General features: G+C 66.5%; 19 protein-coding genes and 4 pseudogenes. 12 read left to right on the forward strand and 11 right to left on the reverse strand.

Annotation, left to right across the window (positions count from 1 at the left end; genetic code table 11):
* Window positions 1-61: 61 nt before the first annotated feature.
* Both QP164_RS13925 and QP164_RS13930 read right to left on the reverse strand, forming a co-directional pair.
* Window positions 62-844, reverse strand: a complete 783-nt coding sequence (locus tag QP164_RS13925; protein ID WP_207901126.1) for a glutaminyl-peptide cyclotransferase — start codon at window positions 842-844, stop codon at window positions 62-64.
* A gap of 46 nt (window positions 845-890) precedes the next feature.
* Window positions 891-1,757, reverse strand: coding sequence for a cold-shock protein (locus QP164_RS13930; RefSeq protein WP_333923528.1), 867 nt, complete (start codon window positions 1,755-1,757; stop codon window positions 891-893).
* A 304-nt stretch (window positions 1,758-2,061) separates the two neighbouring features.
* Here QP164_RS13930 and QP164_RS13935 point away from each other — a divergent pair, with 304 nt between their 5' ends.
* From QP164_RS13935 to rpoN, 5 genes and pseudogenes are all read left to right on the forward strand, one after another.
* Window positions 2,062-2,682 (forward strand): ribonuclease D, encoded by a 621-nt coding sequence (locus tag QP164_RS13935; protein ID WP_055881883.1) that lies wholly within the window; start codon window positions 2,062-2,064, stop codon window positions 2,680-2,682.
* Window positions 2,682-3,333, forward strand: a pseudogene (gene lptC / locus QP164_RS13940) (LPS export ABC transporter periplasmic protein LptC). The gene QP164_RS13935 and the pseudogene lptC overlap by 1 nt, the downstream one beginning before the upstream one ends.
* 5 nt (window positions 3,334-3,338) lie before the next feature.
* Entirely contained in the window at window positions 3,339-3,881 is a 543-nt protein-coding gene (locus tag QP164_RS13945) for an LptA/OstA family protein (protein ID WP_132895753.1), read from the forward strand.
* 122 nt (window positions 3,882-4,003) lie between these two features.
* Window positions 4,004-4,786, forward strand: a complete 783-nt coding sequence (gene lptB / locus QP164_RS13950; protein ID WP_056474335.1) for an LPS export ABC transporter ATP-binding protein — start codon at window positions 4,004-4,006, stop codon at window positions 4,784-4,786.
* A 155-nt stretch (window positions 4,787-4,941) separates the two neighbouring features.
* Window positions 4,942-6,441 (forward strand): RNA polymerase factor sigma-54, encoded by a 1,500-nt coding sequence (rpoN, locus tag QP164_RS13955; protein ID WP_333923529.1) that lies wholly within the window; start codon window positions 4,942-4,944, stop codon window positions 6,439-6,441.
* A 149-nt stretch (window positions 6,442-6,590) separates the two neighbouring features.
* On the opposite strand, the gene QP164_RS13960 is transcribed toward rpoN, so the two are convergent.
* The 3 genes from QP164_RS13960 to QP164_RS13970 all read right to left on the reverse strand — a co-directional run bounded on the left by QP164_RS13960 (window position 6,591) and on the right by QP164_RS13970 (window position 9,972).
* Window positions 6,591-8,216: a S10 family peptidase gene (locus tag QP164_RS13960; RefSeq protein WP_333923530.1), complete on the reverse strand. Its 1,626-nt coding sequence runs from the start codon at window positions 8,214-8,216 to the stop codon at window positions 6,591-6,593.
* A gap of 62 nt (window positions 8,217-8,278) precedes the next feature.
* Window positions 8,279-9,277, reverse strand: coding sequence for a ligase-associated DNA damage response exonuclease (locus tag QP164_RS13965; protein ID WP_277984548.1), 999 nt, complete (start codon window positions 9,275-9,277; stop codon window positions 8,279-8,281).
* A gap of 89 nt (window positions 9,278-9,366) precedes the next feature.
* Window positions 9,367-9,972 carry a hypothetical protein gene (locus QP164_RS13970; RefSeq protein WP_333923531.1) on the reverse strand — a complete coding sequence of 202 codons (606 nt, stop codon included), beginning with the start codon at window positions 9,970-9,972 and terminating at the stop codon, window positions 9,367-9,369.
* 127 nt (window positions 9,973-10,099) lie between these two features.
* On the opposite strand from QP164_RS13970, the gene QP164_RS13975 reads away from it, so the two are divergent.
* From QP164_RS13975 to QP164_RS13985, 3 genes are all read left to right on the forward strand, one after another.
* Window positions 10,100-12,487 carry a ligase-associated DNA damage response DEXH box helicase gene (locus QP164_RS13975; RefSeq protein ID WP_333923532.1) on the forward strand — a complete coding sequence of 796 codons (2,388 nt, stop codon included), beginning with the start codon at window positions 10,100-10,102 and terminating at the stop codon, window positions 12,485-12,487.
* A 204-nt stretch (window positions 12,488-12,691) separates the two neighbouring features.
* On the forward strand, window positions 12,692-13,660 hold the full coding sequence (locus QP164_RS13980; RefSeq protein ID WP_333923533.1) for a retroviral-like aspartic protease family protein: 969 nt from the start codon (window positions 12,692-12,694) through the stop codon (window positions 13,658-13,660).
* A gap of 74 nt (window positions 13,661-13,734) precedes the next feature.
* On the forward strand, window positions 13,735-15,132 hold the full coding sequence (locus QP164_RS13985) for a M20/M25/M40 family metallo-hydrolase (RefSeq protein WP_333923534.1): 1,398 nt from the start codon (window positions 13,735-13,737) through the stop codon (window positions 15,130-15,132).
* Window positions 15,133-15,172: 40 nt separating this feature from the next.
* On the opposite strand, the gene QP164_RS13990 is transcribed toward QP164_RS13985, so the two are convergent.
* Entirely contained in the window at window positions 15,173-17,179 is a 2,007-nt protein-coding gene (locus QP164_RS13990; protein ID WP_333923535.1) for a potassium transporter Kup, read from the reverse strand.
* A 125-nt stretch (window positions 17,180-17,304) separates the two neighbouring features.
* Here QP164_RS13990 and pdeM point away from each other — a divergent pair.
* Window positions 17,305-17,966: pseudogene (pdeM, locus tag QP164_RS13995) on the forward strand (ligase-associated DNA damage response endonuclease PdeM).
* A 176-nt stretch (window positions 17,967-18,142) separates the two neighbouring features.
* Here pdeM and msrA read toward each other — a convergent pair.
* Window positions 18,143-18,802 carry a peptide-methionine (S)-S-oxide reductase MsrA gene (msrA, locus tag QP164_RS14000; RefSeq protein ID WP_333923536.1) on the reverse strand — a complete coding sequence of 220 codons (660 nt, stop codon included), beginning with the start codon at window positions 18,800-18,802 and terminating at the stop codon, window positions 18,143-18,145.
* A 58-nt stretch (window positions 18,803-18,860) separates the two neighbouring features.
* Here msrA and QP164_RS14005 point away from each other — a divergent pair, with 58 nt between their 5' ends.
* Entirely contained in the window at window positions 18,861-19,001 is a 141-nt protein-coding gene (locus tag QP164_RS14005; protein ID WP_333923537.1) for a hypothetical protein, read from the forward strand.
* A 326-nt stretch (window positions 19,002-19,327) separates the two neighbouring features.
* Here QP164_RS14005 and QP164_RS14010 read toward each other — a convergent pair whose 3' ends face one another.
* Window positions 19,328-20,527, reverse strand: a complete 1,200-nt coding sequence (locus QP164_RS14010) for a pyridoxal phosphate-dependent aminotransferase (RefSeq protein WP_333923538.1) — start codon at window positions 20,525-20,527, stop codon at window positions 19,328-19,330.
* 50 nt (window positions 20,528-20,577) lie between these two features.
* Window positions 20,578-22,337, reverse strand: a pseudogene (gene pabB / locus QP164_RS14015) (aminodeoxychorismate synthase component I).
* A 127-nt stretch (window positions 22,338-22,464) separates the two neighbouring features.
* On the opposite strand from pabB, the gene QP164_RS14020 reads away from it, so the two are divergent.
* Window positions 22,465-23,094: an MBL fold metallo-hydrolase gene (locus QP164_RS14020; RefSeq protein ID WP_333923539.1), complete on the forward strand. Its 630-nt coding sequence runs from the start codon at window positions 22,465-22,467 to the stop codon at window positions 23,092-23,094.
* Between the two features lie 268 nt (window positions 23,095-23,362).
* On the opposite strand, the pseudogene QP164_RS14025 reads toward QP164_RS14020, so the two are convergent.
* A pseudogene (locus QP164_RS14025) lies at window positions 23,363-24,976 on the reverse strand (M28 family metallopeptidase); the annotation flags it as partial.
* A complete protein-coding gene (locus QP164_RS14030; RefSeq protein WP_443027444.1) occupies window positions 24,973-25,338 on the reverse strand; it encodes an MAPEG family protein in 366 nt (121 codons plus the stop codon). The pseudogene QP164_RS14025 and the gene QP164_RS14030, both read right to left, overlap by 4 nt.
* Before the next feature lie 283 nt (window positions 25,339-25,621).
* Between QP164_RS14030 and rpmF the strand changes: the two genes are divergently transcribed.
* Window positions 25,622-25,801 (forward strand): 50S ribosomal protein L32, encoded by a 180-nt coding sequence (gene rpmF / locus QP164_RS14035; protein ID WP_056054400.1) that lies wholly within the window; start codon window positions 25,622-25,624, stop codon window positions 25,799-25,801.
* The last annotated feature ends 33 nt before the right edge of the window (window positions 25,802-25,834 follow it).

Consider the following 25,834-nt stretch of genomic DNA (forward strand, 5'->3'; position numbering starts at 1 on the left):
GCAACTGATCGCTTGATCGGCCAGCCATGCCCTTGGGCGATAGCGCCGCAACAAGCGTCGCTTACGGCGTAGCGGCGACCTTGATCTCGAACAGCGTTGGCCAATATTTGCCCGTCACGAATAGCCGGTTTGCCTTTGCATCCCACGCAATCCCATTGAGCACCGCCTCGGGGTCGGTAGCAGCCACTTCGGCGACTAACGGGCGCAGGTCGACCACTGCCGTGACCTTGCCGATCTTGGGGTCGATACGGACCAGGAAGCCGGTATGCCAGACGTTGGCGAGCAGCGCGCCGTCGACGTATTCGAGCTCGTTGATGTCGCGCAACGGGCGACCGTCGATCGTCACCGCGACGCGCTTGCGCTCAGCGAGCGTCACCGGATCGCGGAAGATGATGTCGGGGCTGCCGTCGGACTGGAGCAGCGACACGCCATCGCTCGTCAGGCCCCAACCCTCGCCGGTGTAGCGGTTCTGGCTTTTGGGCTTTAGCGTGCGGAGGTCCCAGCGGTGGGCGATGCCGTCGTGCCAGGTGAGGCTGACCAACTCGTCCTTCCACAGCGCGAGGCCTTCGCCGAACTGCGCGGGGTCGATTTGCGCCTTCGCCAAGATCTGGCCGTCCTTGAGCGACACGCGGCGGACGTCGGATTGGCGCTCCTGCCCGGTGCTCTCGTAGAGCGCGCCGTCGTGCCAGAGCAGCCCTTCGGTGAATGCGGTGCGGTCGTGCGGATAGCGCGCGACGATCGTCGCCGACAGCACCGGCACGCGCGTCTGCGCAGGCGCGGCGGACGAAAAAGACGATGAAACGAGAACGGCCGGCCCCGCCATAGCGAGACCGGCCGCAATCATTATCCTACCGAACACGGTACGATCAGCGTTCTGGGGCAGCCAGCTATCAGCCGCCTGCGCTCAGGTTCACCGCTGCGTACTTGCCGCGACGATCGACCTCGAGCTCGAACTCGAGCTTGTCGCCCTCGTTCAGCGTCGCCATGCCGGCGCGCTCAACGGCCGAGATGTGGACGAATGCGTCAGGCTGTCCGTCGTCGCGCTGGATGAAGCCAAAGCCCTTCATCGCGTTGAAGAACTTGACCGTACCGGTCGCCTTCTCGCCGGTGAGCTGACGCTGTGCGCCACCTGCACCACCGTCACGGTCGCGATCGCCACCACGGGGCGCGCCCGGGCCGGCATCACGGTCACGCGGCGGGCCGCGATCGGTGACGGCCATCGGCTCGCCGTCGATCTTCAGGTCGGTTGCCGAGATACGGCCACCGCGGTCGACGAGCGTGAAGCCGAGCGGCTGACCCTCGGCGAGCGCGACCATGCCGGCCTGCTCGACTGCGCTGATGTGGACGAACACGTCCTCGCCGCCGTCATCGCGAACGACGAAGCCGAAGCCCTTCTGTGCGTTGAAGAACTTTACGACGCCGGTGCCTTCGCCGACCACCTGGGGAGGCATGCCGCGACCACCGCCGCCGCCGCCACCGCCCGAGAAGCCGCCGCCACCGCCGCCGCCGCGGTAACCACCGCCGCCGCCGCCGCTGCCGCCACCGAAGCTGCTGCCGCCGCCGTAGCTGCTGCCACCGCCGCCACCGTAGCTCGAGCCACCGCCGCCGCCATAGCTGCTACCGCCGCCGCCGAACCGATCGCCGCCACCGCCAAAGCTGCTGCTGCCGCCGAACTCGTTGTCGCCGCCGCCGAAGCTGTCGCGCTTGTCGCGGCCACGCCCGCCACGGTTCCCGCGGCCACCTTTATCGAAACCCATAAGCTCTGTTCGTCTTCCCGGTTCGCCCGCAAATTTCTCAAAACCCTTGTGCCGGACGACGAACGCGGGTTTTCCAGCGCGAAACCTTTTGCGCCTTGAGGAGACCCTTAGCGCAAATTACAAGCCGTCGCGAATAGATTCTTGTCCTACGCCGCGCGATTTGGATCGATACTGGCGCAAGTGTCGCTTGTAAGCCACGGCTCGTCGCAGGTGCGCTAGGCGGGCCATCTTATCGCCCGATTCGACACCACTGCCTATGACTGGGCCATTGAGCGTTCAGCCGCGGACCGCTACGGCCACCGTCATGACAGTTTATCTCCACGAAGGCGACATCCCCGCCGATCTGTTCGCGGCCGGCGCCGCGATCGCCGTCGATACCGAGACGATGGGTCTGATCACTCCGCGCGATCGGCTCTGCCTCGTCCAGCTTTCGGACGGTGGCCCCGACGAGCATCTTGTCCGCTTCGCCGCGGGTGCCGGTTATGACGCGCCCAATCTGAAGGCGCTGCTGGCCGACCCGGCGCGCGTGAAGCTCTACCATTTCGGAAGGTTCGATATCGCCGCCGTCCAGCATTATCTCGGTGTCGTCGCGGCGCCGGTGTATTGCACCAAGATCGCCTCGCGGCTGGTGCGCACCTATACCGATCGCCACGGCCTGAAGGAACTGGTCCGCGAACTGCTCGGCCAGGATATCTCGAAGCAGCAGCAATCGTCCGACTGGGGCAGCCCCGAACTGTCCGACGCGCAGAAGGACTACGCGGCGTCCGACGTGCGCTTCCTTCACCGCTTGCGGACCGAGCTCGACAAGCGACTGATTCGCGAAGGCCGGATGGAGCTCGCGCAGGCGTGCTTCGACTTCCTGCCGACCCGCGCCGCACTCGATCTCGCCGGCTGGCCCGAAATCGACATTTTCGCGCACGCTTGATGGACGTTCCGCCGCCCTCACCCGTCGCCCGCCGCGCACGCACCGCGCGGCAGGACTGGGCTGCGCCCGGTGGCAGCCACGATCGATTCGTGGCGATCGCGCGCGTCGCGCTGCCGACCGCGATCGGCGTGCTGGCGGCGTTCCTGGTGATGGCGCCGCTGACCGCGGGCGGCGACGTGTCGTTCCTGCTCGACAAGAACAAGGTCGACGTCGCGCAGGAGCGGATGAAGATCCAGTCCGCGCGCTATCGCGGCGAGGATTCGAAGGGCCAGTCGTTCACGCTCGATGCGAAGTCCGCGATTCAGAAGAGCTCGGCCGAACCGATCGTCCAGCTCAATCAGCTCGCCGCGCAGATCCAGCTGACCGACGGCCCCGCCAACATCAAGGCGAACACCGGTCGCTACGACATGGACACCGAGAAGGTGCAGCTGTTCGGCCCGCTCAACGCCACCGCGGCGGGCGGCTACGACCTGAAGACCACCAACGCGACGATCGACATGAAGGCGCGCACGCTCGAAAGCGGGGGCTGCGACCGGCACCGTTCAGCAGGGCACGTTCAGCGCGAACAAGCTGCGCGCGAACCTCGAGGAGCGCACCGTGACGCTCGATGGCAATGCGCGCTTGCGGATCATCCCCAGAGGGCCGAAATAGCCGCCATGCGCGCCACCCACATCCTTGCCGGCCTGTCCGCCCTGCTGCTGTCCACGACCGCGGTCGCGCAGCAGCCGCACAATTCCAACGCTCCGATCGATTTCGGCGCGGATCACATCGAGCTGCAGGACAAGGCGAACCGTGCGCTGTTGACCGGTAACGTCGCGGTCAAGCAGGCCGAGATGACGCTGAACTCGGCGCGGATGACGGTCGCGTATACCGGCCAGGTGATCGGCGGGAACCCGCAGGTCTCGCGGCTCGACGCGTCGGGCGGCGTCACGGTCAGGCGGCCCGACCAGACCGCCAAGAGCCAGTACGCGATCTACGACCTCAACAAGCGCGTGATCACGATGCTCGGCGCGGTGACGCTCAACCAGGGCGGCAACGTCGTCAATGGCGGGCGCCTGACGATGAATCTCGACACCGGTCGCGCGGTGATCGACGGCTCGTCGGTCGGTGGCAGCACGGGCGCGACCACCGGTGGCGGCACGGTGACGCAATCGGGCGGACGCGTGACCGGCACCTTCTCGGTCCCCAAGCGCAACTGATCGCTTGAGCGTGTCCGCGGGGCTTCCCTCCCGCGGCGCGCTCATGCATGTTTCCTGCCAACCTCTTGCCGCCAACCTCCAGCCGGAGCGCCGGCGACTGACTTTTGCGAGGGCCTGATCCCATGGACGCCACCACGCTGCCCCCGATCGAAGCCGTAGAACCGATCTCGGAGCCGCCCGTCAGCAACGGACTTCAGGTCGTCTCGATCGCCAAGTCCTACGACAAGCGCGTCGTGCTGACCGACGTGTCGGTGTCGGTCGGGCGCGGCGAAGTGGTCGGCCTGCTCGGGCCCAACGGCGCGGGTAAGACAACGTGCTTCTATTCGGTGATGGGTCTGGTGAAGCCTGATTCAGGGAGGATCATGCTCGACGGCGAGGACATCACGAAGCTGCCGATGTACCGGCGCGCGATCCTCGGCCTGGGCTATCTCCCGCAGGAAACGTCGATCTTCCGCGGGCTGACGATCGAAAAGAACATCCTGACCGTGCTGGAGCTGTCCGAGCCCGACAAGGCGGCGCGCCAGCGGAAACTCGATACGCTGCTGGAGGAGTTCGGCCTGACCCGGCTGCGTGCGGCACCGGCGATGGCGCTGTCGGGCGGCGAGCGGCGACGTGCGGAAATCGCGCGCGCACTGGCGGCGGATCCGTCGATCATGCTGCTCGACGAGCCGTTCGCGGGCATCGATCCGATCTCGATCGCCGACATTCGCGACCTGGTGAAGGACCTGAAGCGGCGCGATATCGGCGTGCTGATCACCGACCACAATGTCCGCGAGACGCTCGAAATCGTCGACCGCGCGTACATCATCTATGACGGCCGGGTGCTGTTCTCGGGCTCGCCGGAAGAACTGGTCGCCGACGCCAATGTCCGCCGCCTGTATCTCGGCGAAGGCTTCTCGCTTTAAGCTTATGCCGCCCTCCTCCCAGCCCCCACCCCCACCCGTCATCCCAGCGAAAGCTGGGATCTCCCGGTGAGGGCGCGCGCTCTGATCGTGGAAGACCCCAGCTTTCGCTGGGGTGACGGAATTGAGTTGTTCGGCTCTCTGCGGGACTCCCCGGCATGAGCCTCGCCCCCCGCCTGGACATCCGCCAGTCGCAATCGCTGGTGATGACCCCGCAGCTCCAGCAGGCGATCAAGCTGCTGGCGCTGTCGAACCTCGAGATCGAGGGTTTCATCGCCGAGGAAGTCGAGCGCAACCCGTTGCTTGAGGCCAGCGCCGCCGAAGACAGTGACGCCCCCGACCGCGAACCCGCCCCCGAAGCCCGCGACGAACGCGTCGCCGCCGACGAACTCGTCGCGGGCACGGGTAGTGGCGACGAACCGACGCTCGACGTCGACTACGCCACCGAAAGCCACCAGCAGGACAGCGTCGCCGACGGCGGCAGCGGGATGGACGGCGCGCTCTCGATGACCGGCGCGAGCGCGGGCGGTGCCGGCGGCGAGGACGGCCCTGATCTCGACGCGTTCGCGGATACCAGCCTGAGCCTCGCGGATCACCTGCTCGCGCAAGCCGGGCCCGCAATTCCGCACGAGGACGCGTTCATCGCTGCGCACCTGATCGACCAGATCGACGAGGCGGGCTACCTGACCGTGTCGCTGCTCGACATCGCCAACCGGCTTGGCGTGCCGCTGGTCCGTGTCGAGGGCGTGCTGGCGACGATCCAGATGTTCGACCCGACCGGCGTCGGCGCGCGCGATCTTGCCGAGTGCCTTGCATTGCAGGCGCGCGAGGCGGATCGTTACGACCCCTGCATGGCGCGGTTGATCGACAATCTCGACCTGCTCGCGCGTGGCGAACTGACGCGGCTGAAGCGGATGTGCGACGTCGACGACGAGGACATGGCCGACATGATCCGCGAGCTGCGCGGCTATGATCCGAAGCCCGGCTGTCGCTATGGCGGCGAGCCATCGCAGTCGGTGACGCCCGACCTGTTCGTTGCGCGCACGAAAGCCGGCTGGGCGATCGAGATCAACGCCTCGACTTTGCCGCGCGTTCTGGTCAACCGGAGTTATTATACTGAGCTGTCGGGCGGGCATCAGGACAAGGCGTCGAAGGCGTGGCTGTCGGATTGCCTCGCCAGCGCGAACTGGCTGGTGAAAGCGCTCGACCAGCGCCAGCGGACGATCATCAAGGTGGCGACCGAGATCGTGAAGCAGCAGGAGGCGTTCTTCCTGAAGGGCGTCGCGCACTTGCGGCCCCTGACGCTGCGCCAGGTGGCGGACGCGATCGAGATGCACGAATCGACCGTCAGTCGTGTGACGAGCAACAAATACGTCTCGTGCGCGCGCGGGCTGTACGAGCTGAAATACTTTTTCACGAGCGCGATCCAGTCGGCGGACGGCGGCGAGGCGGTGTCGGCACAGGCGGTGAAATCGGCGATCAAGGCGCTGATCGACACCGAGGGCGCGAAGATCCTGTCGGACGATACGCTGGTCGAGTTGCTGAACGCGAAGGGCTTCGACATCGCACGGCGGACGGTGGCGAAATACCGCGAGGCGCTCGGGATCGGGAGTTCGGTGCAACGCCGCCGGGCGAAGGCGCTGGAGGGGGTTCGGTAGGCTGTCGGCTTGGGTGCGGATGACCGCGTGCGCCAACCACTCCGTCACCCCGGACTTGTTCCGGGACCCACGGTTCCGCGATCTCACGTCTCTCGATTGTGCGGAACGGTGGATGCCGGAACGAGCCCGGCATGACGGAGCGTGTTGGGTTAGTTCGGCGCCTGCCCCGAACCCTCCACACCCGAAACACTCGCGCCACCTGGCGGCGTCGCACTCCGCGCCTCGCCGACCGCCTGATCGTACCAGCGCGCCAGATCCGCCTTCATCTGGTGCAGCGCCTCGGGGTTGAGATACGTCATGTGCCCCGCGGGATAATAGCGAAACGCCAAATTCCGCTGCCGTGACGGATCGAGCATCATGTGCCCCAGGTCGTTCTCCGTCCCGAAGAACGGCGTCGCCATGTCATAATAGCCGTTCATCGACAGCACGTTAAGATACGGATTCTCGCGCATCGCCGCGGCGAGATCGACCGCGGTGTTGGGGTTGTTCTGCGACTGGCCGCCACGACCCGGCGCGTCGTGCTTCCAGTTCCACGTCCAGCCGGGCGCATCGCGCGCGCTGAGGCGGTACGGCATTTCGGTCTTGTAGCCGAGCGTGTGTGTCACATAGTCGTTGAATGTCGCGATGAACGCGCCGGCGATCACGGTCTCGGGCCGCTCGCCCGCCGCATCGCTGTCGACGCCGGTGTAGCGCGAATCGAACCGCCCGAGTGTCAGCCGCTGATCGCGCAACAACTCCTTCTGGAACCGCGCGAGGTCGATGCGGAGGTTGGCGCGCTTGATGAAGTCGGGCGAGATGCCGATCAGCTGGCTCATCCGGGTGGCGACCGCATCGCGCTCCGCGTCCGAGATCGTCTGCCCCTTCGACAGCGCCGCCGCATACGGCCCGGTCGCGAACGCCCGCGCCTCGGCGACCGTCGTCGCGACGTCGGCGGGACGGTTCTGCAGGCGGTTGTGATACCAGGCGCTTGCCGCATAGCTCGGCAGATAGTTGAGATAGATCTCGTCGAGTCCCGGCTGGCGGTAGCCGTAGTTCATGATCGACGACAGCAGCACGACGCCGTTCAGCGCCATCCCGCGGTCCTGCAACTGGTAGGCGAGCGCGCCCGAGCGCGTGGTGCCGTAGCTCTCGCCGAACAGAAATTTCGGACTGTTCCAGCGGCCGTATTTGGTGGCGTAGCGCAATATGCCCTTGGCGAACGCGTCGGCATCCTCGTCGACGCCGTAGAACGCGGACGGTTTCGTGTCGCCGAGCGGTCGCGAATAGCCGGTGCCGACCGCATCGATGAACACCATGTCGGTCTTGTCGAGCAGCGTGTCGGGGTTGGGGCCGAAGTCGTAGGGCGCGGGCTTGATGTATTCGGGGTTGGCGGTGCGCAGCCGGACCGGCGCGAACGAGCCCATGTGCAGCCAGAAACTGGGGGACCCCGGCCCGCCATTGTAGAAGAACGTCACCGGGCGCTTGGTACCGGGCTTCACCCCGTCGAGCGTATAGCCGGTGTAGAACAGGCTCGCGGTCGGCTTGCCCTCGGTATCGCGCAGCGTAAGCGTGCCGACCGTTGCCGTATAGCCGAGCGACTTGCCGCCGACCGTGACGCGGCCCTTCGACTTGACCTCCTGTTCGGCAACAGGAGCATTGGCGTAGTCCGCCTCCGCCTCGGCCTTCATCCGATCGGCGTTGCTCTCCGACTTGTCCTTCTTCGGCGCGTCCTGCGCGATGGCGGTGGTCGAGAGCGCTAGCAGCAACAGAGCGGTGAACTTGGTCGAACGGGCCACGGATCATCCTTGCGACAGGGGCAATGTCCTATCCTGCCGCAGCCTCCACAAAGCGCAAGGCCTCAGTCGTCCTCGTCCTCGAACCCGACCAGCGCCAGCGCGCGCGCCTTGATCTGACGAGTCATGCACCAGTGGACCAGCGCATCCTCGCGCCCGTGCGTGACCCACACCTCCTGCGGCGCGATCTCGGTCAGCGTCGTGGTCAATTCGTCCCAGTCGGCGTGATCGCTCAGGATCAGCGGCAGTTCGACGTTCTTCTGCCGCGCGCGACCCCGGACACGCATCCAGCCGCTCGCCATCGCGGTGATCGGGTCGGGCAGCCGCCGCGACCAGCGATCGTTGAGCGCGCCGGGCGGGCACATCACGACATGCCCCGCCATGTCCGCCTTCTTCGCGTCCGCCACGGGAAGAAGTTCGCCGAGCCTGACGCCGTGTTCGGCGTACAGGTCGCACAGCTTTTGCAGCGCGCCGTGGATGTAGATCGGGGCGGTATGCCCGCGCTCGCGCAGTTCGGCGATCACGCGCTGCGCCTTGCCGAGCGCATAGGCGCCGACGACGACGCAGCGGTCCGGGTTGGCGTGCAGCGCGGCGATCAGCTTGTCGATCTCGTCGCCGGTGTCGGGGTGGCGGAACACCGGCAGGCCGAACGTCGCCTCGGTGATGAAGACGTCGCATTTGACGGGTTCGAACGGGGTGCAGGTCGGATCCGCGCGACGTTTATAGTCGCCCGAGACGACGATCCGCTCGCCGCGATAGTCGAGTACGATCTGCGCGGAGCCGAGGACGTGGCCGGCGGGGACAAAGCCGATATCGACTTCCCCCATCCGGATCGTCTCGCCGTAGGCAACGGGGTTGCCGGCTTGCGGACCATAGCGCGCGTCCATGATCGCGAGCGTTTCGGGCGTGGCCCAGACCGCCTCGTGACCACCACGTGCGTGATCGGCGTGGCCGTGCGTGACAAGCGCCTTTGCGGTCGGGATCGAGGGGTCGATCCACGCGTCGATCGGCTTGACGAGGATGCCGTGCGGATGCGGTTCGAGCCAGTCGCCGAGTTTTGCCATGTGGGAGTAACGCGTGACGTCGGCGTGCGGTGCCGTCGGCAGCGTATGCACCGCCTTACGTCGTCATTCCCCCGCCATAGGGGGATCGGTCAGCGCCGTCCGCCGATCTTTATCGTCGCGAGGATCGCGTCCATCCGTGCCGCGGCTACCGCCTGCGGCGGCGCATTCCGGCCCGCGGGCGCCGCCGCCTTCACCGCATAGGTGACGCGGTCGATCGCGTAGCAGGCGCCGTTGATGACGCTGCGGAAGTTGGTCGCGTTGACCTGCTGGCTCATGCCGGCGTCGCCATTGGTGTAGACCGTCCAGCGATGGCCGCCGAGCATGCGGTTCGGCAAGCGCTTCGCATGCCCCGAGACCATCCCCGCCGTGCCGCAGGTCGCCACCACGTCGGCGCTGCGGCTGAAACCGACCTGGATCATCTCGGTCACCTGCCCCTGGCCATCGGTCGGCTTGGCGACCTCCCAGAAGCGGACGATGCCGACGCCGCGCCCGACCGGCGCGCCGTCCCACATCTGTCGCCAGCCGCTGTTCATCAGCGGCCGGCCTGCGAAATTGCGCGTCGGCGTCAGGCTGGAGGCATAGGACAAGCGGACCATGCCGCCCCCGCCGACGAACGACTTGCTGGCGGCAGTGGCATTGGCGAAGGGCAGGAGTGCGAGCAACGGTAGGGGCAGGAGATAACGAAAAAGCGACACCGATCGTCTTTCACAACAGAGCTTTAGCCAAAGTGGCGGTCGTTCCGCACGCGGTCCATAGCGGTGCGGCGCGATGCCCCCATATGACGACAATGCGTGAACAGGCCGTGAGCGACCTCCCCTCCCCTTGGAAAACTGGTTTGCCACACGCGGTTGGCGGCCGCGGCGGCATCAGCTCGAGATGCTCGCCGAGGGCCGTGCGGGGCATCATGCCCTGCTGGTAGCGGCGACGGGCGCGGGGAAGACGCTCGCCGGGTTCCTGCCGACGCTTGCCGAGTTGATTGAGGCGCCGACGACGGGCCTCCACACGCTCTACGTATCGCCGTTGAAGGCGCTCGCGGTCGACGTGCAGCGCAATTTGCTGACGCCGATCGACGAGATGGGCGTCGACATCCGGGTGGAAACGCGCACCGGTGACACGCCCTCCGACCGGAAGGCGCGGCAGCGGATCAAGCCGCCGCAAATCCTGCTGACGACGCCCGAATCGCTGTCGCTGCTGCTGAGCTACCCGGACAGCATCACGATGTTCGAGAATCTCCGCACGATCGTGGTCGACGAGGTGCACGCGTTCGCGACCGGCAAGCGTGGCGATCTGTTGTCGCTTTGCATGGCGCGGTTGCAGAAAATTTCGCCGGGGATGCGCCGCGTCGCGCTGTCGGCGACGGTCGCGGATGCGGACGGCTATCGTGCGTGGCTCGCGCCCGATGGCGATATCGACCAGGTCGCGATGGTCCGCGGCGAGCCCGGCGCGGATCCCAACATCGCGATCCTGCTGCCCGAGGGCCGCGTGCCGTGGTCGGGACATTCGGGCCGCTATGCCGCCGCGCAGGTGATGGCCGAGATCGAGGCGCACGAAACCTCGATCGTGTTCTGCAACACGCGCAGCTTGGCCGAGCTCATCTTCCAGGATCTGTGGAAGGTGAATGCTGGGAACCTCCCGATCGGCGTCCACCACGGCAGCCTGGCGAAGGAGGCGCGGCGGAAGGTCGAGAACGCGATGGCCGAGGGGAAACTGCGCGCGCTGGTCGCGACGTCGAGTCTCGACCTCGGGGTCGACTGGGGCAACGTCGATTGCGTGATCCAGATGGGCGCGCCGAAGGGATCGTCACGTCTGTTGCAGCGGATCGGTCGCGCCAATCACCGGCTCGACGAGTCGTCTCAAGCGATCGTCGTGCCGGGCAACCGGTTCGAATATCTGGAGGCGCGCGCGGCGCTCGACGCGGTCGAGGCAGGCGAACTCGATGCGGACATTTTTCGGGTCGGTGCGCTCGACGTGCTGGCGCAGCACGTGATGGCGTGCGCGTGCGCGGCGCCGTTCCATGAAGCTGCGTTGCTTGAGGAGATCCGCTCCGCGCTGCCGTACTCCGCGCTGCCAACCGAGACGTTCGAGCGCGTGCTGCACTTCATCAGCGACGGCGGGTATTCGCTGAAGGCGTATGACCGGTTCAAGCGCCTGACCAAGGACGCGGACGGGACGTGGCGCGTCAGCCATCCGAAATTCATCGGCCAGCACCGGCTGAACGCAGGCATCATCGTCGAAGCGACGATGCTCAACGTGCGGTTCGGCAATGGCCGCGTGCTGGGGCGCGTCGAGGAGGCGTTCGCGGCACAGCTGAGCCACGGCGACACGTTCTTCTTCGCGGGGCTGAGCCTGGAGGTGATGAAGATCGACCTTGAGGATCTTGTCGTGCGCGCGACGTCGAAGCCGGCACGGATCCCGACCTATGGCGGCAGCCGGATGCCGCTGTCGACCAACCTCGCCGACCGCGTCCGCGGGTTCCTTGCGCATCCCGGCGACTGGGCGCGCTTCCCCGACGACGTGCGCGAATGGCTGGAGATGCAGGCGTATCGATCGGTCATGCCCGAGCCCGGCCAGCTGCTGGTCGAGACGTTCCCGCGCGAGGGGCGGCACTACATGGTCGCGTACAGTTTCGAGGGGTGGAACGCACACCAGTCGCTCGGCATGCTGATCACGCGGCGGATGGAGACGCAGGGGCTGAAACCGCTCGGCTTCGTCGCGAATGATTATGCGCTGGCGGTGTACGGGCTGGAGAAGATCACCGATCCAGCGGCCCTGTTCTCGGCGGATATTCTCGAGCATGAGTTTGTCGAATGGGTGCAGCAATCGCATCTGTTGAAGCGCGCCTTTCGCGAGGTCGCGGTGATCGGCGGGCTGGTCGAGCGCCAGCATCCCGGCAAACGCAAGACCGGCAAGCAGGTGACGTTCTCGACCGACCTGATCTACGACGTGCTGCGCAAGTACGAGCCGACGCATCTGTTGCTGGAAGCGGCTTGGGCCGACGCGCGCGCACGGATGACCGATGTCGGGCGGCTGGCGTCGCTGCTCGACCGCGCGGCGGCGACGATGGTGCATGTCGATCTGGAGCGCGTGACGCCGCTGGCGGTGCCGGTGCTGACGCTGATCGGGCGGGAGAAGGTGGCGACGAACAGTTCTGACGATGCGTTGCTGATCGAGGCGGAAGCGATGATCGCGGATGCGATGCGGCCGGATTGAGCGGCTGCGGCTGCCCACGTTCAAACACCACCCCGGCGAAGGCCGGGGCCCAATTGGAAAGGTGGTCGTAACGGAACGTTGCCCTCCATTAGCAATCCCCCCAATTGGGCCCCGGCCTCCGCCGGGGTGGTAGCGTTTGGGAGGGACGTTCGGGCTTAACAACGGTAGTTGCGCATGGACGAATTCAGGCGCAGCATTTGCAGCATGCACAGGTGGCTAGCCCCTCTACTGCTAGCCATCGCCGCCCAGGCCAGCGCCCAGGACGCAGCGCTCCCGCGGCCCAATGCTGCACCCCTGACCAGTGCAGAATCCGCAGCAGACCCCGACCCCGCCACGCTGCTGTTCGGGGACGACCAGACCCGCATGACGGTACCGGTAACGATCGCCGGCGCCGGCCCCTTCCCCTTCGTCGTCGATACCGGTGCGCAGCGTACCGTCATCGCCCGCGAACTCGCCGCGACGCTCGGCCTTGCCCCCGGCCGGACCGTCCGCGTCACCGGCATGACCGGATCGGACAGCATCGGTACCGTCATCATCCCCTCGCTCAAGGTCAGCGTGATCGGCAGCGCGGCGATCGAGGCCCCTGCGATCAGCGCGATCAACCTCGGCGCGCGCGGGTTGCTCGGGATCGACATGTTGCAGGATCATGCGGTGGGGATCGACTTCGACACGAAGACGATGACCGTCACCCCCTCGCGCAAACGTCAGACTCGCGAACGCGCCGCCCCCGAAGAAATCGTCATCCGCGCGCGCAGCCTGTTCGGGCAGCTCGTCGTCACCGACGCCTATTGCAACGGCATCCGTATCCGCGTGATCCTCGACACCGGCACCTCGGTCAGCATGGCCAATGCCGCGCTCCGCCGGAAGGTGACGCGCAAGGGCCTCGGCAGCGCGGGGGCGTCGCAGCCCGTGTCGCTGACCGGCGTCACCGGCGAAACCGTGGTCGCGGATTACACCACGATCGACCGCGTCTCGATCGGCAGCCTGACGCTCGGCGACCTGCCCGTCGCGTTCACCGCGATCGATGCGCCGCCGTTCCGCCAGTTCGGCTTGTCCGAGCGCCCGGCGATGCTGCTCGGGATGGACGTGCTGCAACTGTTCCGCCGCGTCGACATCGACTTTGCCAACCGCGAGGTGCGGCTCACTTTGCCCCGCGGAACACGCCGACGGTGAGCGCCGCGGCGTCGAGGTTGCGTCGGCGCCTGTTCGCTGCAACTCTCTGTACCGGAACGAACAAGGGGACGACGATGCGCGCGACTGGCTGGCTACTCACGGCGGCGATCTTGACCACGCCTGTTACTGCACAGGCGCAATCGCGGCCCGACCAGAAGGCGTTTCTCGGGCTCTACAAGGAGCTGGTCGAGACCAACACGACCATATCCTCCGGCAGTTGCACGCAGGCCGCGGCGCAGATCGGCGCGCGGCTGAAGACGGCGGGCTATGCGGATGCCGACATCACCTATTTTTCGGTGCCCGAGCATCCCAAGGATGGCGGGCTGGTCGCGGTGCTGAAGGGGGCGGACGCGTCGATCAAGCCGATGCTGCTGCTAGCGCATCTCGACGTGGTCGAGGCCAAGCGCGAGGATTGGGTGCGCGATCCGTTCAAGCTGATCGAGGAAGGCGGCTATTATTACGCGCGCGGCACCGTCGACGACAAGGCGCAGGCGGCGATCTGGTCCGACGCGATGATCCGCTTCAAGACCGGCGGGTACAAGCCGAAGCGGACGATCAAGCTCGCGCTCACCTGCGGCGAGGAAACGACGTTCGCGTGGAACGGCGCGCAGTATCTCGCCAAGTCGAAGCCCGACCTGATCGCGGCCGAGTTCGCGCTCAACGAGGGCGGCGGCGGACGGCTCGACGACAACGGCAAGCGCCAGTTGCTGGCGATCCAGGTCGGCGAGAAGGCGGCGCAGAACTATACGTTCCTGGCGACCAACCCGGGCGGGCACAGCTCGCAGCCGATCCCCGAGAACGCGATCTACGAGCTCGCCGACGCGGTGAAGGCGGTGCAGGGCTACGAGTTCCCGGTGAAGTTCACCGATACGACCAAGGCGTTCTTTGCGGCCAGCGCGAAGGCGATGCCGGGCGAGATGGGCAACGCGATCACGCGGTTGCTCGCCAATCCGGAGGACAAGGCGGCGGATGCGATCGTCAGCCGCGACAAGGCGATGCATTCGACGCTGCGGACGACGTGCGTGGCGACGTTGCTGAACGCAGGTCACGCGGAGAACGCCTTGCCGCAGCGCGCGACGGCGAACATCAACTGCCGCATCTTTCCGGGCGAGACGGTCGACGGCACGCTCGCCAAGCTGAAGGAACTGGCGGGGGCGAAGGTGACGGTGACCGCGAACCAGCCGGTCCGCCCGACCGCGATCCCGCCGACGCTCGATCCGAAGATCATGGGCCCGGTGACCAAGGTCGCGGCGAAGCACTTCCCCGGCATCCCGATCCTGCCGATGATGTCTACGGGCGCGACCGACGGCATTTTCTTCGAGGCGATCGGCATCCCGGTCTACGGCGCGCCGGGCGTCTTCATCGACAAGGACATGGGCGGCATCCACGGCCTCAACGAACGCATTCGTGTGACGTCGCTGTATGACGGCCGCGATTACCTGTTCGACCTGGTGAAGGCGTTTGCAGGCTGAGTGCCTCGTCCCTCGCCCCTTCGGGGAGAGGGAGTTGGCGTTACACCGTGACCTGTTCGCCTAGTTCGAGCACCTTGCCGGGCGGGATCTTCAGGAAGTCGGTCGGGTCGCTGGCGTTCCTTTGCAGGAACAGGAAGATCCGGTCCTGCCACGGCGGCATGCCCTTCTCCGCATCGGGCTTCAGCGTGTTGCGGCCGATGAAGAACGAGGTGCGCATCGGGTCGAGCCCGAGCTGCTCGGTCTTGTTGCCGACGCCGAGATCGCGGGGCACGTCGGGGGATTCCATGAACCCGTAGGTGAGCACGACGATCGAGAAATTCTCGTCGACCCGCTCGACCTTCGCGCGCGCGGATTCCTCGACGAATGGTCGGTCCGCGGTGCGGATGCTGACGATCAGGTTGCGCTCGTGGAGCACCTTGTTGTGCTTCAGATTGTGCAGCAGCGCGCCCGGCGTCGCATGCGGATTGGCGGTCAGGAACACCGCGGTGCCCGACACGCGCTCGGGCGGACGCTTTTCCAGCGCGGAAGCAAGATCGCTGAGCGGAATGCTCTGGCGCTTCTCGAACGCGCTGACGATCTTCTTGCCGCGCACCCAGGTGAAGATGATCAGCCCGATCGACGCGGCGATGACCAGCGGCACCCAGCCGCCCTCGATCACGCGGAGGATGTTGGCGCCGAAGAAGATCAGGTCGAGCGTCAGGAACGGCAGGATCGCTGCGAGCGCCAGCGGGCGCGACCAGTTCCAGCGATGCCTGACAACGATATATGCAAGTAGGGTCGTGACGACCATCGTGCCGGTCACCGCGATGCCGTACGCCGCCGCCATCGCCGACGACGTCTTGAACTGGATCACCAGCACCAGCACGCCGATCAGTAGCAACCAGTTGATCGCGGGCAGGTAGATCTGTCCCGCGAACACCGCCGAGGTCTGGCGGATGCGCAGGCGTGGCAGCAGCCCGAGCTGGATCGCCTGCTGTGTCAGCGAGAACGCACCGGTGATGACCGCCTGGCTGGCGATCACCGTCGCGAACCCGGCGAGGATGATCAGCGCGGGGCGCAGCGATTCGGGCGCCATCAGGAAGAACCAGTCCTGATTGACGAAGGGCACGCCCTGCCGTGCCGCGTCCTCGAGCTTGGCGAGCGCGAACGCGCCCTGCCCGAGATAGTTGAGCGCCAAAGCCGGGAAGACGAGGAAGAACCAGCCGATGCGGATCGGCAGCTTGCCGAAATGGCCCATGTCGGCGGTCAACGCTTCGGCGCCGGTGACGGTCAGGAACACCGCGCCGAGCACGAACAGCCCGGTGACGCCGTGCGTCGCGAGGAACGAGATGCCGTAGGTCGGCAGGAACACGCGGACGATCGAGGGCTCGTCGGCGATGTGCCAGACGCCCAGCGCACCGATCGACACGAACCACAGGATGCAGACCGGGCCGAACAGCTTCGACACCTGCGCCGTCCCGCGTGCCTGGATCATGAACAGCGCGATCAGGATGCCGATCGTCAGCGCGCGGACGACGCCTTCGTTGAAGATGTGCGCCGCGCTCGGGATCGTCCTGAGGCCTTCCATCGCCGACAGCACGGACAAAGCCGGCGTGATGATCGCATCGCCGTAGAACAGCGACGCGCCCGCCGCGCCGAGCACGATCGCGATCCGCGACCGCATGCCGAGCGCACGACGCGCGAGCGCGGCCAGCGCCAGCACGCCGCCCTCGCCCTGGTTGTCCGCGCGCATCAGGAAGATGACGTATTTGACGGTGACGACGAGGAACAGCGACCAGAGCGCGAGGCTCAGCACGCCGAGAATCTCGCTCGGATCGATGCCGCCGGCGGAGGTCTGCCCGAGCGCCTCGCGGAACGCATAGAGCGGGCTGGTGCCGATATCGCCGAACACCACGCCGATCGCGCCGACGGTCAGCGCGGCCAGCGCCGGGTGCGGATGCAGATGCGCTGCGGAAAGATCGGAGGGCGCGCACGCTTGCGCCGCCGTCTGCTCGGCGGTCGGTTCGGTCACGACGGCAGTTTGGGGTGTTCCGGCTACGGACGTCATGGCGCGAAGAGCGCTCCTCCTGAGGGGACGGCGCGCTTTACGCCGATTGGAGGCATGCGCAAGCCCCACCCGGTTCGCGACGATGGCGGGTTGATTCGGTGCGACGGGGGCGGCATGGCGGAAGGATGGTTCCCTTTTCGTTCGGTGGACATGCGCTTTTGGCGTTGCCACAAGGCGCACTGTTCTGGCCGGAGCGGCGCGCGTTGCTGGTCGCCGACCTACATTTCGAGAAGGCAAGCTGGTTCGCGGGGCGCGGCCAGATGCTGCCGCCGTATGATTCGATCGCGACCTTGGCCGATCTCACTGCGCTGGTCGCGGCAACCGGCGCGGGCGAAGTCTGGTGCCTGGGCGATAGCTTCCACGACAGCGACGGGTGCGAACGGTTGCCGCAGCGCGCGCAGGACATGCTGCGCGCGATGACCGACATGACGCGCTGGACGTGGATCACGGGCAATCACGATCCGGCGATCCTCGATCGGTGCGGCGGCGAGGTCGTGGACGAGGTCGTCGTCGACGGACTGATGCTGCGGCACGAGGCCGACCGGGCGGAGACGCGGCCCGAACTGTCGGGGCATTTCCATCCGAAGCTGCGATTGCGCGTGCGGGGGAAGTCGGTCGCGCGACGCTGTTTCGTGGCGACGGCGACGAAGCTGATTTTACCCGCGTTCGGGTCGCTGACGGGGGACTGGATGTCGACCATCCGGAGATCGTCCGGGCGGTTGGGATCGGGGCGGAGGCGATGGTGCCGGTAGCGGACCGGATGCTGCGCTTTCCGGTGGCTGCTTAGAGCTTCTTGGTTCTTGCTCGCGCGTCACTATTCCACGACTGTCACCCCAGCGAACGCTGGGGTCTCCCTCGTGGCTCGGGAAATCCTCCAAACTGGGATATTCCAGCTTTCGCTGGAATGACGGACTTGGGGTGGGCGTCTTCTTAAGCGTTTCGCCTCAGCTTAAGCCTATCGCCTCAGCTCGAGATCGTCGGAAACGCCGCACGGAAGGCCGCCACCTTCGGCTTGTCCCACATCACGATGTACGGATGGGTCGGGTTCCGGTCGTAGAAATTCTGGTGATACGCCTCGGCCGGGTAGAACGCGCCCGTCTCCAGCTTCGTCACGATCGGCCCGGAGAACGCATGCGTGGCGCCAAGCTGCGCGATGTACGCGCGGGCGACCTGCGCCTGCGCCCGCGACTGCGGGAAGATCGCCGAGCGATAGCTGGTGCCGCTGTCCGGTCCCTGGCGGTTCAAGCTCGTCGGATCATGCGCGATCGAGAAATACACGCGGAGCAGCGTGCCGTAGCTCACGACTCGGGGATCGTACGCGATCTTGATCGCTTCGGCATGCCGAGTCGTTTCGGCCGAGACCTGGTCGTAGGTCGCGGTCGCCTTGGTGCCGCCGGCATAGCCGGTTGTTACGGCCTTCACGCCCTTCACATGCTCGAACACCGCCTCCATCGTCCAGAAACAGCCGCCCGCGAGCACCGCAGTCTGGAGACTGGGCGTCGCGGGAAGGTCGGTCTTGACGGCGGGAATGACGACCGCGCGAGCGCCTTGTGCAGCACCGGTGGACATGAATGCACCGGCGATACCGACGGCGGCGAGCGTGGCGAGGAGCGGCTTTTTCATGTGTAGATACATGGTGTTGCCGCAAGCCTTCGCCAAGTAGCCGTCAGCGCGTGACGCTGTGTTCGAAATGGCTGGCGAAGGTCTGGCGCGCTTCGGCAGGCTGCATCACGAGCAATCCGAGCGCACCCAAGACGAACCCGCCGCTGAACTGCCAGAAAAACTCGACTTGATGATGCTGCGCATGATGCGATCCCAATGAATTTTGCCGACACCAACCGGATAGGTCGGGATCAGCTACGTACCGGCATGTCGTAGAGATGCCGGCCAACCACAATGTCGTTTTTAGAAACTCTCGATTAACGCGCCGTGGCCGATGCGTTCATCGTGCAGCAGGCATCGCCCGGCAGGATTGCTGGGCGATGTCGCCATGTGTCTCGAATGTTTCTCGAACCTTGAGATCCTCCCCCGCCAGGGGGAGGTGGCTGACTCTTGCCAGACGGAGGGGGCGGTCAGCGACTACCGCTGTTCCGTGCCCTCCCCTCCGTCGCTTCGCGCCACCTCCCCCTGGCGGGGGAGGATCAGATCTCACTTCAGCGCGGCGCAGGCCGTCTGGATGCGCGTGCAGGCCTCGCGGAGCAGCGCGTCGGAGGTGGCGTAGCTGATCCGGAACGCCGGCGAGAGGCCGAACGCGGCGCCCTGCACGACGGCCACCTTGGCATCGTCGAGCAGATAGCCGACCATCGCCTCGTCGGTGTCGATCAGGCGGCCGTTCGGCGTCGTCTTGCCAATCAGCTCGGCGAACGAGGGGTAGACGTAGAACGCGCCCTCCGGCGTCGGGCAGTGCATGCCGTCGATCTCGTTGAGCATCTTCACGACCAGATCGCGACGGCCCTGAAACGCGGTATTGCGCTCGGCGAGGAAGGACTGGTCGCCGTTGAGGGCGGCGACAGCGGCGGCCTGGGCGATCGAGCACGGGTTCGAGGTCGACTGCGACTGGAGCTTGGCCATCGCCTTGATCAACCACGACGCGCCTGCGCCGTAGCCGATCCGCCAGCCGGTCATCGCATAGGCCTTCGAGCAGCCGTTGACGGTCAGCGTGCGCTCGAACAGCTCGGGGCAGGCTTCGGCGATCGTCGCGAACTTGAAGCCGTCATAGACGATGTGCTCGTACATATCGTCGGCGAAGATCCACACGTGCGGATGCCGCGCGAGCACCGCGCCGAGCGCCTTCAGCTCGTCGATCGTGTAGCCGGCCCCGGTCGGGTTCGACGGCGAGTTTAGGATCACCCACTTGGTCTTCGGCGTGATCGCGGCATCGAGTGCCGCGGGATCGAGCTTGTAGCCGACCTCGGGGCCTGCCTTGACGATCACCGGCACGCCGCCCGCGAACTGGACGACGTCGGGATAGCTGACCCAGTACGGCGCGGGGATGACGACTTCGTCGCCCGGATCGATCGTCGCGACCATCGCGTTGAACAGGGTGTGCTTGCCGCCGACGTTCACGCTGATCTGGTCGGTCGTGTAGGTAAGGTTGTTGTCGCGTGCGAACTTGGCGACGATCGCCTGCTTCAGCTCGATCGTGCCGTCGACGTTGGTGTACTTGGTCTTGCCGTCGCGGATCGCCTGGATCGCGGCTTCCTTCACGAAGTCCGGCGTGTCGAAATCGGGTTCGCCCGCACCGAGGCCGATCACGTCGACACCTGCACGCTTCAGTTCGAGGACGCGCGAGGTGATCGCGAGCGTCGGCGAGGGGCTGATGCGGCCGAGCGCGGCGGATGCGTGCATGGTGTAACCTTTGCGGTTGTCCGCGAACGTCGCCGCGGAATTCGCGGGCGCTATACGCTCCGCGTGGTCGAATTCGCAACCGTAACGATGGCGGGAATGAGCCCGCGGACCGCATTTCCGATGAAGAATCCGGCGGGCAGGTCGGCTCGGGTTAGCGGGGCTTCGGTTGCGCGGCCCGATTCAAGGAGGTCGGCTCGCAATATCCCGGGGAGCAGGCCATGCCGTAGCGGCGGCGTGACGAGTGCTTCGCCGCGCTGGACAAACAAGGAGGTGAAGCTGCCTTCGGTGAGGAAGCCGTCAGCATCCTCAAACAGCACCTCGAACGTCCCCGCGGCTTTCCGCGCGTCATCGTAGAAGGCGCGGGCGCTCGTCTTGTGGCGGAGGCGGAAGTCGGTCGCGGCGACGGGCAGCGGTACGATTGCAACAGTCGCTTGCGCAGGCGATTGCGGGAGCGGCGCTGCCTCGATCGCGATCGCGCCCGATGGGCTGAGCAACAGGCGGATGCGGCGGGGTCCGCGTAACCGGAAGGTGGCGGCCTGCAGTTCGTTGCGCGCGGTGTGGCGGTCGAAGGTGAAGCCGAGCGCCTCGGCACTCGCCTTCATCCGGGCGAGATGGGCTTCGAGGCGGGTCAGGCCTTCGTCAGGGTCGAACGCCATCGTCTCGATCAGGTCGAAGGGGCGCTGGCCGGCGGTGACGAATGCGCCCTTCGCATGGCATTCCGCCCATTCCGCGTCCGCGTCGCTGTCGGCGACGATGCCTGAGCCGAGGCTCATCATGGCTGCACCGTACTCGATCGCCAAGGTGCGGATCGCGACGTTGAAGATCGCGTCGCCGGTCGTGTCGAACCGCCCGATCGCGCCGGTATAGATGCTGCGGACGCGCGCGTGCTCGACCTCGGCGATGACCTCCATCGCGCGTTGCTTCGGGGCGCCGGTGATCGATCCGCAGGGGAACAGTGCGGTCAGGACGTCGACCGCGTCGCAGTCTGGTTTCAGCGTCGCGGTGACGGTCGAGGTCATCTGGTGGACGGTCGGATAGGTCTCGACGGTGAACAGATCGGGGACCGCGACCTGGGTGGCGACGCGCGACAGGTCGTTGCGCATCAGGTCGACGATCATGAGGTTTTCGGCGCGCTGCTTGGAGTCGGCGGCGAGTGTTTCGGCGAGCGCGCGATCGGTGTCGGGCGTCTCACCTCGCGGTGCGGTGCCCTTCATCGGGCGGCAGGTGAGCGTGTCGCTATCGAGCGCGAAGAAGAGTTCGGGGGACAGCGACAGGAAGCGGGTCTCGCCGGTGTCGATCAGCGCGCCGTAGCCCGCCTTCGCCTGGCGCCGTAGCCGGGCGTAGAGCGCGAGCGGGTCGCCGACGAACGGGACGGTGGCGGCGAAGGTGAGGTTGGCCTGGTAGATGTCGCCCGCCGCGATCAGGTCGAGCACGCGCGTGAGGCTGGCGTCGTAGGTGTAGCGGTCGATCAGCGGCTCGGGCGCACCGGTCCACGCGCCGGCGGGGTCGGGGAGCAACGCCGCGACGTCTTCGGGCGCTATCGTGTCGTACTTGGCGAACAGCCCGAACCAAAGCAGCGGGCCTTCGGTGCGGACGTCGACCGGCCTCGACGCGAGTGCGGCGCCGGCTTCGTAGGTCAGGTAGCCGGCGGCGTGCAGCCCTCCCTTGCGGGCGTCGCGGAGTGCGTCGAGCGCGGGGCGGACCTCGGAGAGCGTGTCGGCGCGGACGATCCGGACCGGGTCGCGGTATAATCGTGCTGGCGCACCCCCTCGCGGGCGTCATCGAGCAAAACGAAGGGCGCGGTCCACATCGTCGCGACTGTTGCACGGAGCGCAAGGCAAACCGCAAGCGGCGATTGCTCCTACGGGCGCGCTATCCTATTTCGAGGGCATGACAAATCCTCCCCTCCGCGCTGCGCCCCGCTCCGCGCTGCCATCGTGCCCGTCACGCCGATCCAGCAGAACTGCACGATTATCTGGTGCACCGCGACGATGAAGGCGGCGGTGATCGATCCGGGCGGCGACCTGCCGCGGATCATGGCGGCGGTCGAACAGGCGGGCGTGACGGTCGAGAAGATCCTGCTGACGCATGGCCATATCGATCATGCGGGCGGTGCCAAGCGGCTCTCGAACGATCTTGGCGTACCGATCGAGGGGCCGCACGAGGCCGACCGCTTCTGGTTGCAGCGGCTCGACCAGGATGGCCCGAAATACGGCATTTCGGGGGTGAATTTCGAGCCGGACCGGTGGCTGGTCGAGGGCGATACGGTCTCGGTAGGGGGTCTGGTGCTCGATGTGTACGAGACGCCGGGACATACCGAGGGGCACGTGATCTTCCACCATGCGCCGTCGAAGTTCGCGCAGGTGGGGGATGTGTTGTTCCAGGGGTCGGTCGGGCGATCGGACATGCCTGGAGGGAATCACCAGACGCTCGTGAAGTCCATCGTCGAGAAGTTGTGGCCGCTGGGGAGCGACACGAGCTTTATTCCGGGGCACGGCCCGGCGAGCACGTTCGCGCATGAGCGGGCGACGAATATGTTCGTTAGCGATCGGGTCTTGGCGGCGTAACGTCCGCCCGCGGCCCTACCCGTTCCCCCGCGAAGGCGGGGGGCCAGGATACCAAGCGATAACGCCTGTAACCCTGGGCTCCCGCCTTCGCGGGAGAACGAGAAGAGGCAGAGACACCACGACTCAACGGCCCCACCCCGGCGAAGGCCGGGGCCCAGTTGGGGAACGGCACTGACTGAGGGCGGCGCTCCGTTACGGCAACCTTTCCAACTGGGCTCCGGCCTTCGCCGGGGTGGTTGTCCGCGTGAGGGTTAGTCTTACTCACGCTCCCCGCGCTTTCAGCCCGCACCGACTTGAACTCGGACCCGTCGCGCCACTCGGGCCACAACCGGCTGTTCGCCAGCTTCGTCCCGATCGTCTGGAACAGCCCGACATCCTGCGCCGCGCCGCGCAGATCCCAGTCCGCCCCCCACGCGTCACACGTCTGGTGATAGCATTTCATATAGCCGTCGAGCCACGCCTGTCCGGCGGGACGACCACCTGCGACGAGGTCAGGCGCACCGCTGATCGCCATCAGAAGCAGCGTCGGCACGCCGCGCCGCGCGACCGAGAAATGGTCGGCACGGTAGAACAGCCCGCGTTCGGGGAGCGCTTCGGGCGTCACGACGCGGCCCTGCGCCTTCGCCGCATCGCCCAGCATGTCCTCAAGGCTGTTCTGGCCTGCGCCAACCAGCATGACGTCCTTCGCGGGACCGGCCGTCTGGAGGATGTCGAGCGTCAGGTTGGCGACCGTCTTCGCCGCCGGATAGACCGGGTTCACCGCGTAGGTCTCCGAGCCGAGCAGCCCCCGCTCCTCGCCGCTCCATAGCGCGAAGACGAGGCTGCGATCGGTGCGGGGAGCCTTGGCGAAGTTGCGCGCAAGTTCGAGCACGCCCGCCACGCCAAGGCCGTCGTCGTTCGCGCCGGGACGGATCGTGCGGCCCTGCGCGTCGGGAGCGCCGATGCCGTACGCATCCCAGTGCGCGCCGAACATGACCACTTCGTCCGCGTGCTTCGTGCCCGGCAGCTTGGCGAGCACGTTCTGGCTTACGGCGGTGTCGTGCTTGACCGGCAAGTCGGTGGTGAACGCCTGCTTCAGCGCGACCGGGCGGAAGTCGCTCCGCCGCGCCGCCTTGCGCAACGCCGCCAGGTCGAGGCCCGAGGCCGCGAACAACCGGGTCGCTACGCCACCCTCCAGCCAGCCCTGAAGCATCACCCGCGACTCGGGATCTTTACGGACGATGTCGTAATTCTCGCCGGCCGGCGCGGTCACCGTACCCCAGCCATAGCCCGCGCCCGGCGTGTCGTGGACGATCAGCGCGCCGACCGCGCCACGTCGCGCGGCTTCTTCGTATTTGTACGTCCAGCGGCCGTAATAGGTCATCCGGCGGTCGCCGAACTTGCCCTTCGAATCGTCGCCTGCGACCGCTTCGAAATCGGGATCGTTGACCAGGAAGACGGCCACCTTGCCCTTGAGGTCGAGGCCCTTGAAGTCATCCCAGCCGCGTTCGGGCGCGCTGACGCCGTAGCCGACGAACACCATCGGCGCGCCCGCGATCGCAACCCGGTCGACGCCGCGCACCGTGCTGAGATAGACGTCGCGGCCCTGCACCAGAGCGGTGTCGCCAGCGCGGACGTTGCCAGACCCCATCCGGGTGTGGACGAGCGGCACGGGCTGCGTCCAGCTGCCGTTCGGGCCGCCGGGTTGCGCCTTCATCGCCTTGAACTGCGCGATCAGCCAGTCGAGCGTCTTGGTCTCACCCGCCGTCCCAGGCGCACGTCCTTCAAACGCGTCGGAGGCGAGCGTCTTTACGTCGGCCGACAGGCTTTCCGGCGAAACTTGTGCAACCGCGGGCGACGCGGCGAGCAGCGTGGCTGCGGCAAGAAGATAGCGCGCGCTCATGCCTGCGACCCCGACGGCACGACCTGGAAGGTCTTGGCGGCCGGCACCGCGTTCGCTTGATACGCGATCGTCAGCGCCCAGCCGGCGAGCAACGCCATCAGCGCCCACGTCGCCAGTGCACCGCCTGCCCGCGGTACGCTCGACGTCGTCCGATCCATCCCGAACGCATGCGCTACACGCGCAATCACGAACACCGCGCCCGCGATCCACAGCCAGAGCGTCGATCCCCCCGCCAGTTCGATCAGCCCGATAAGAATCAGAATGAACGGCGCATATTCGGTGAAATTCGCATGCGCACGCATCCGCCCCTGCAACCGCGCATCACCATTGTCGCCGATCAGCACGTTGCCCTTCACGCGCATCGGCACGATCTCGGAAGGCGAGCCACAGGTTGACGACGGCAGCAGCCGCGGCGATCGTCAGCGTTACGGGTAATATCACGGCGTTGCCCCTCGTTGGATGTCGGCCGGGGTCCTGCCACTGGTGACCAATGGTTGCAACGCGGGACGAAATCGCTATAGCGCCACGCTTCGCGAGCGTCAGGCCGCATGGGTTGCTTCAGGCGGCCGGCATTCATGTCGGTTGCCGAGTTCCGTGTCCGGGCGTACTCGGAGCCCCGACCTTTAGATTGAACAAGGTGCCGAAATGGCCGTCCCCAAAAGAAAAACCTCGCCCTCCAAGCGCGGCATGCGCCGTGGCCATGACTCGCTCACGATCGCGTCGTTCCAGGAATGCCCGAACTGTGGCGAACTGAAGCGTCCGCACAACCTGTGCGGTTCGTGCGGTCACTATAACGGTCGTGAAATCCTCTCGATCGAGGGCTGAGGCTTCCATCCGGAACCTCTAACTTGAACGAAG

It is taken from the genome of Sphingomonas sp. LR59 (assembly GCF_036855945.1).
Classification (GTDB): Bacteria; Pseudomonadota; Alphaproteobacteria; order Sphingomonadales; family Sphingomonadaceae; genus Sphingomonas.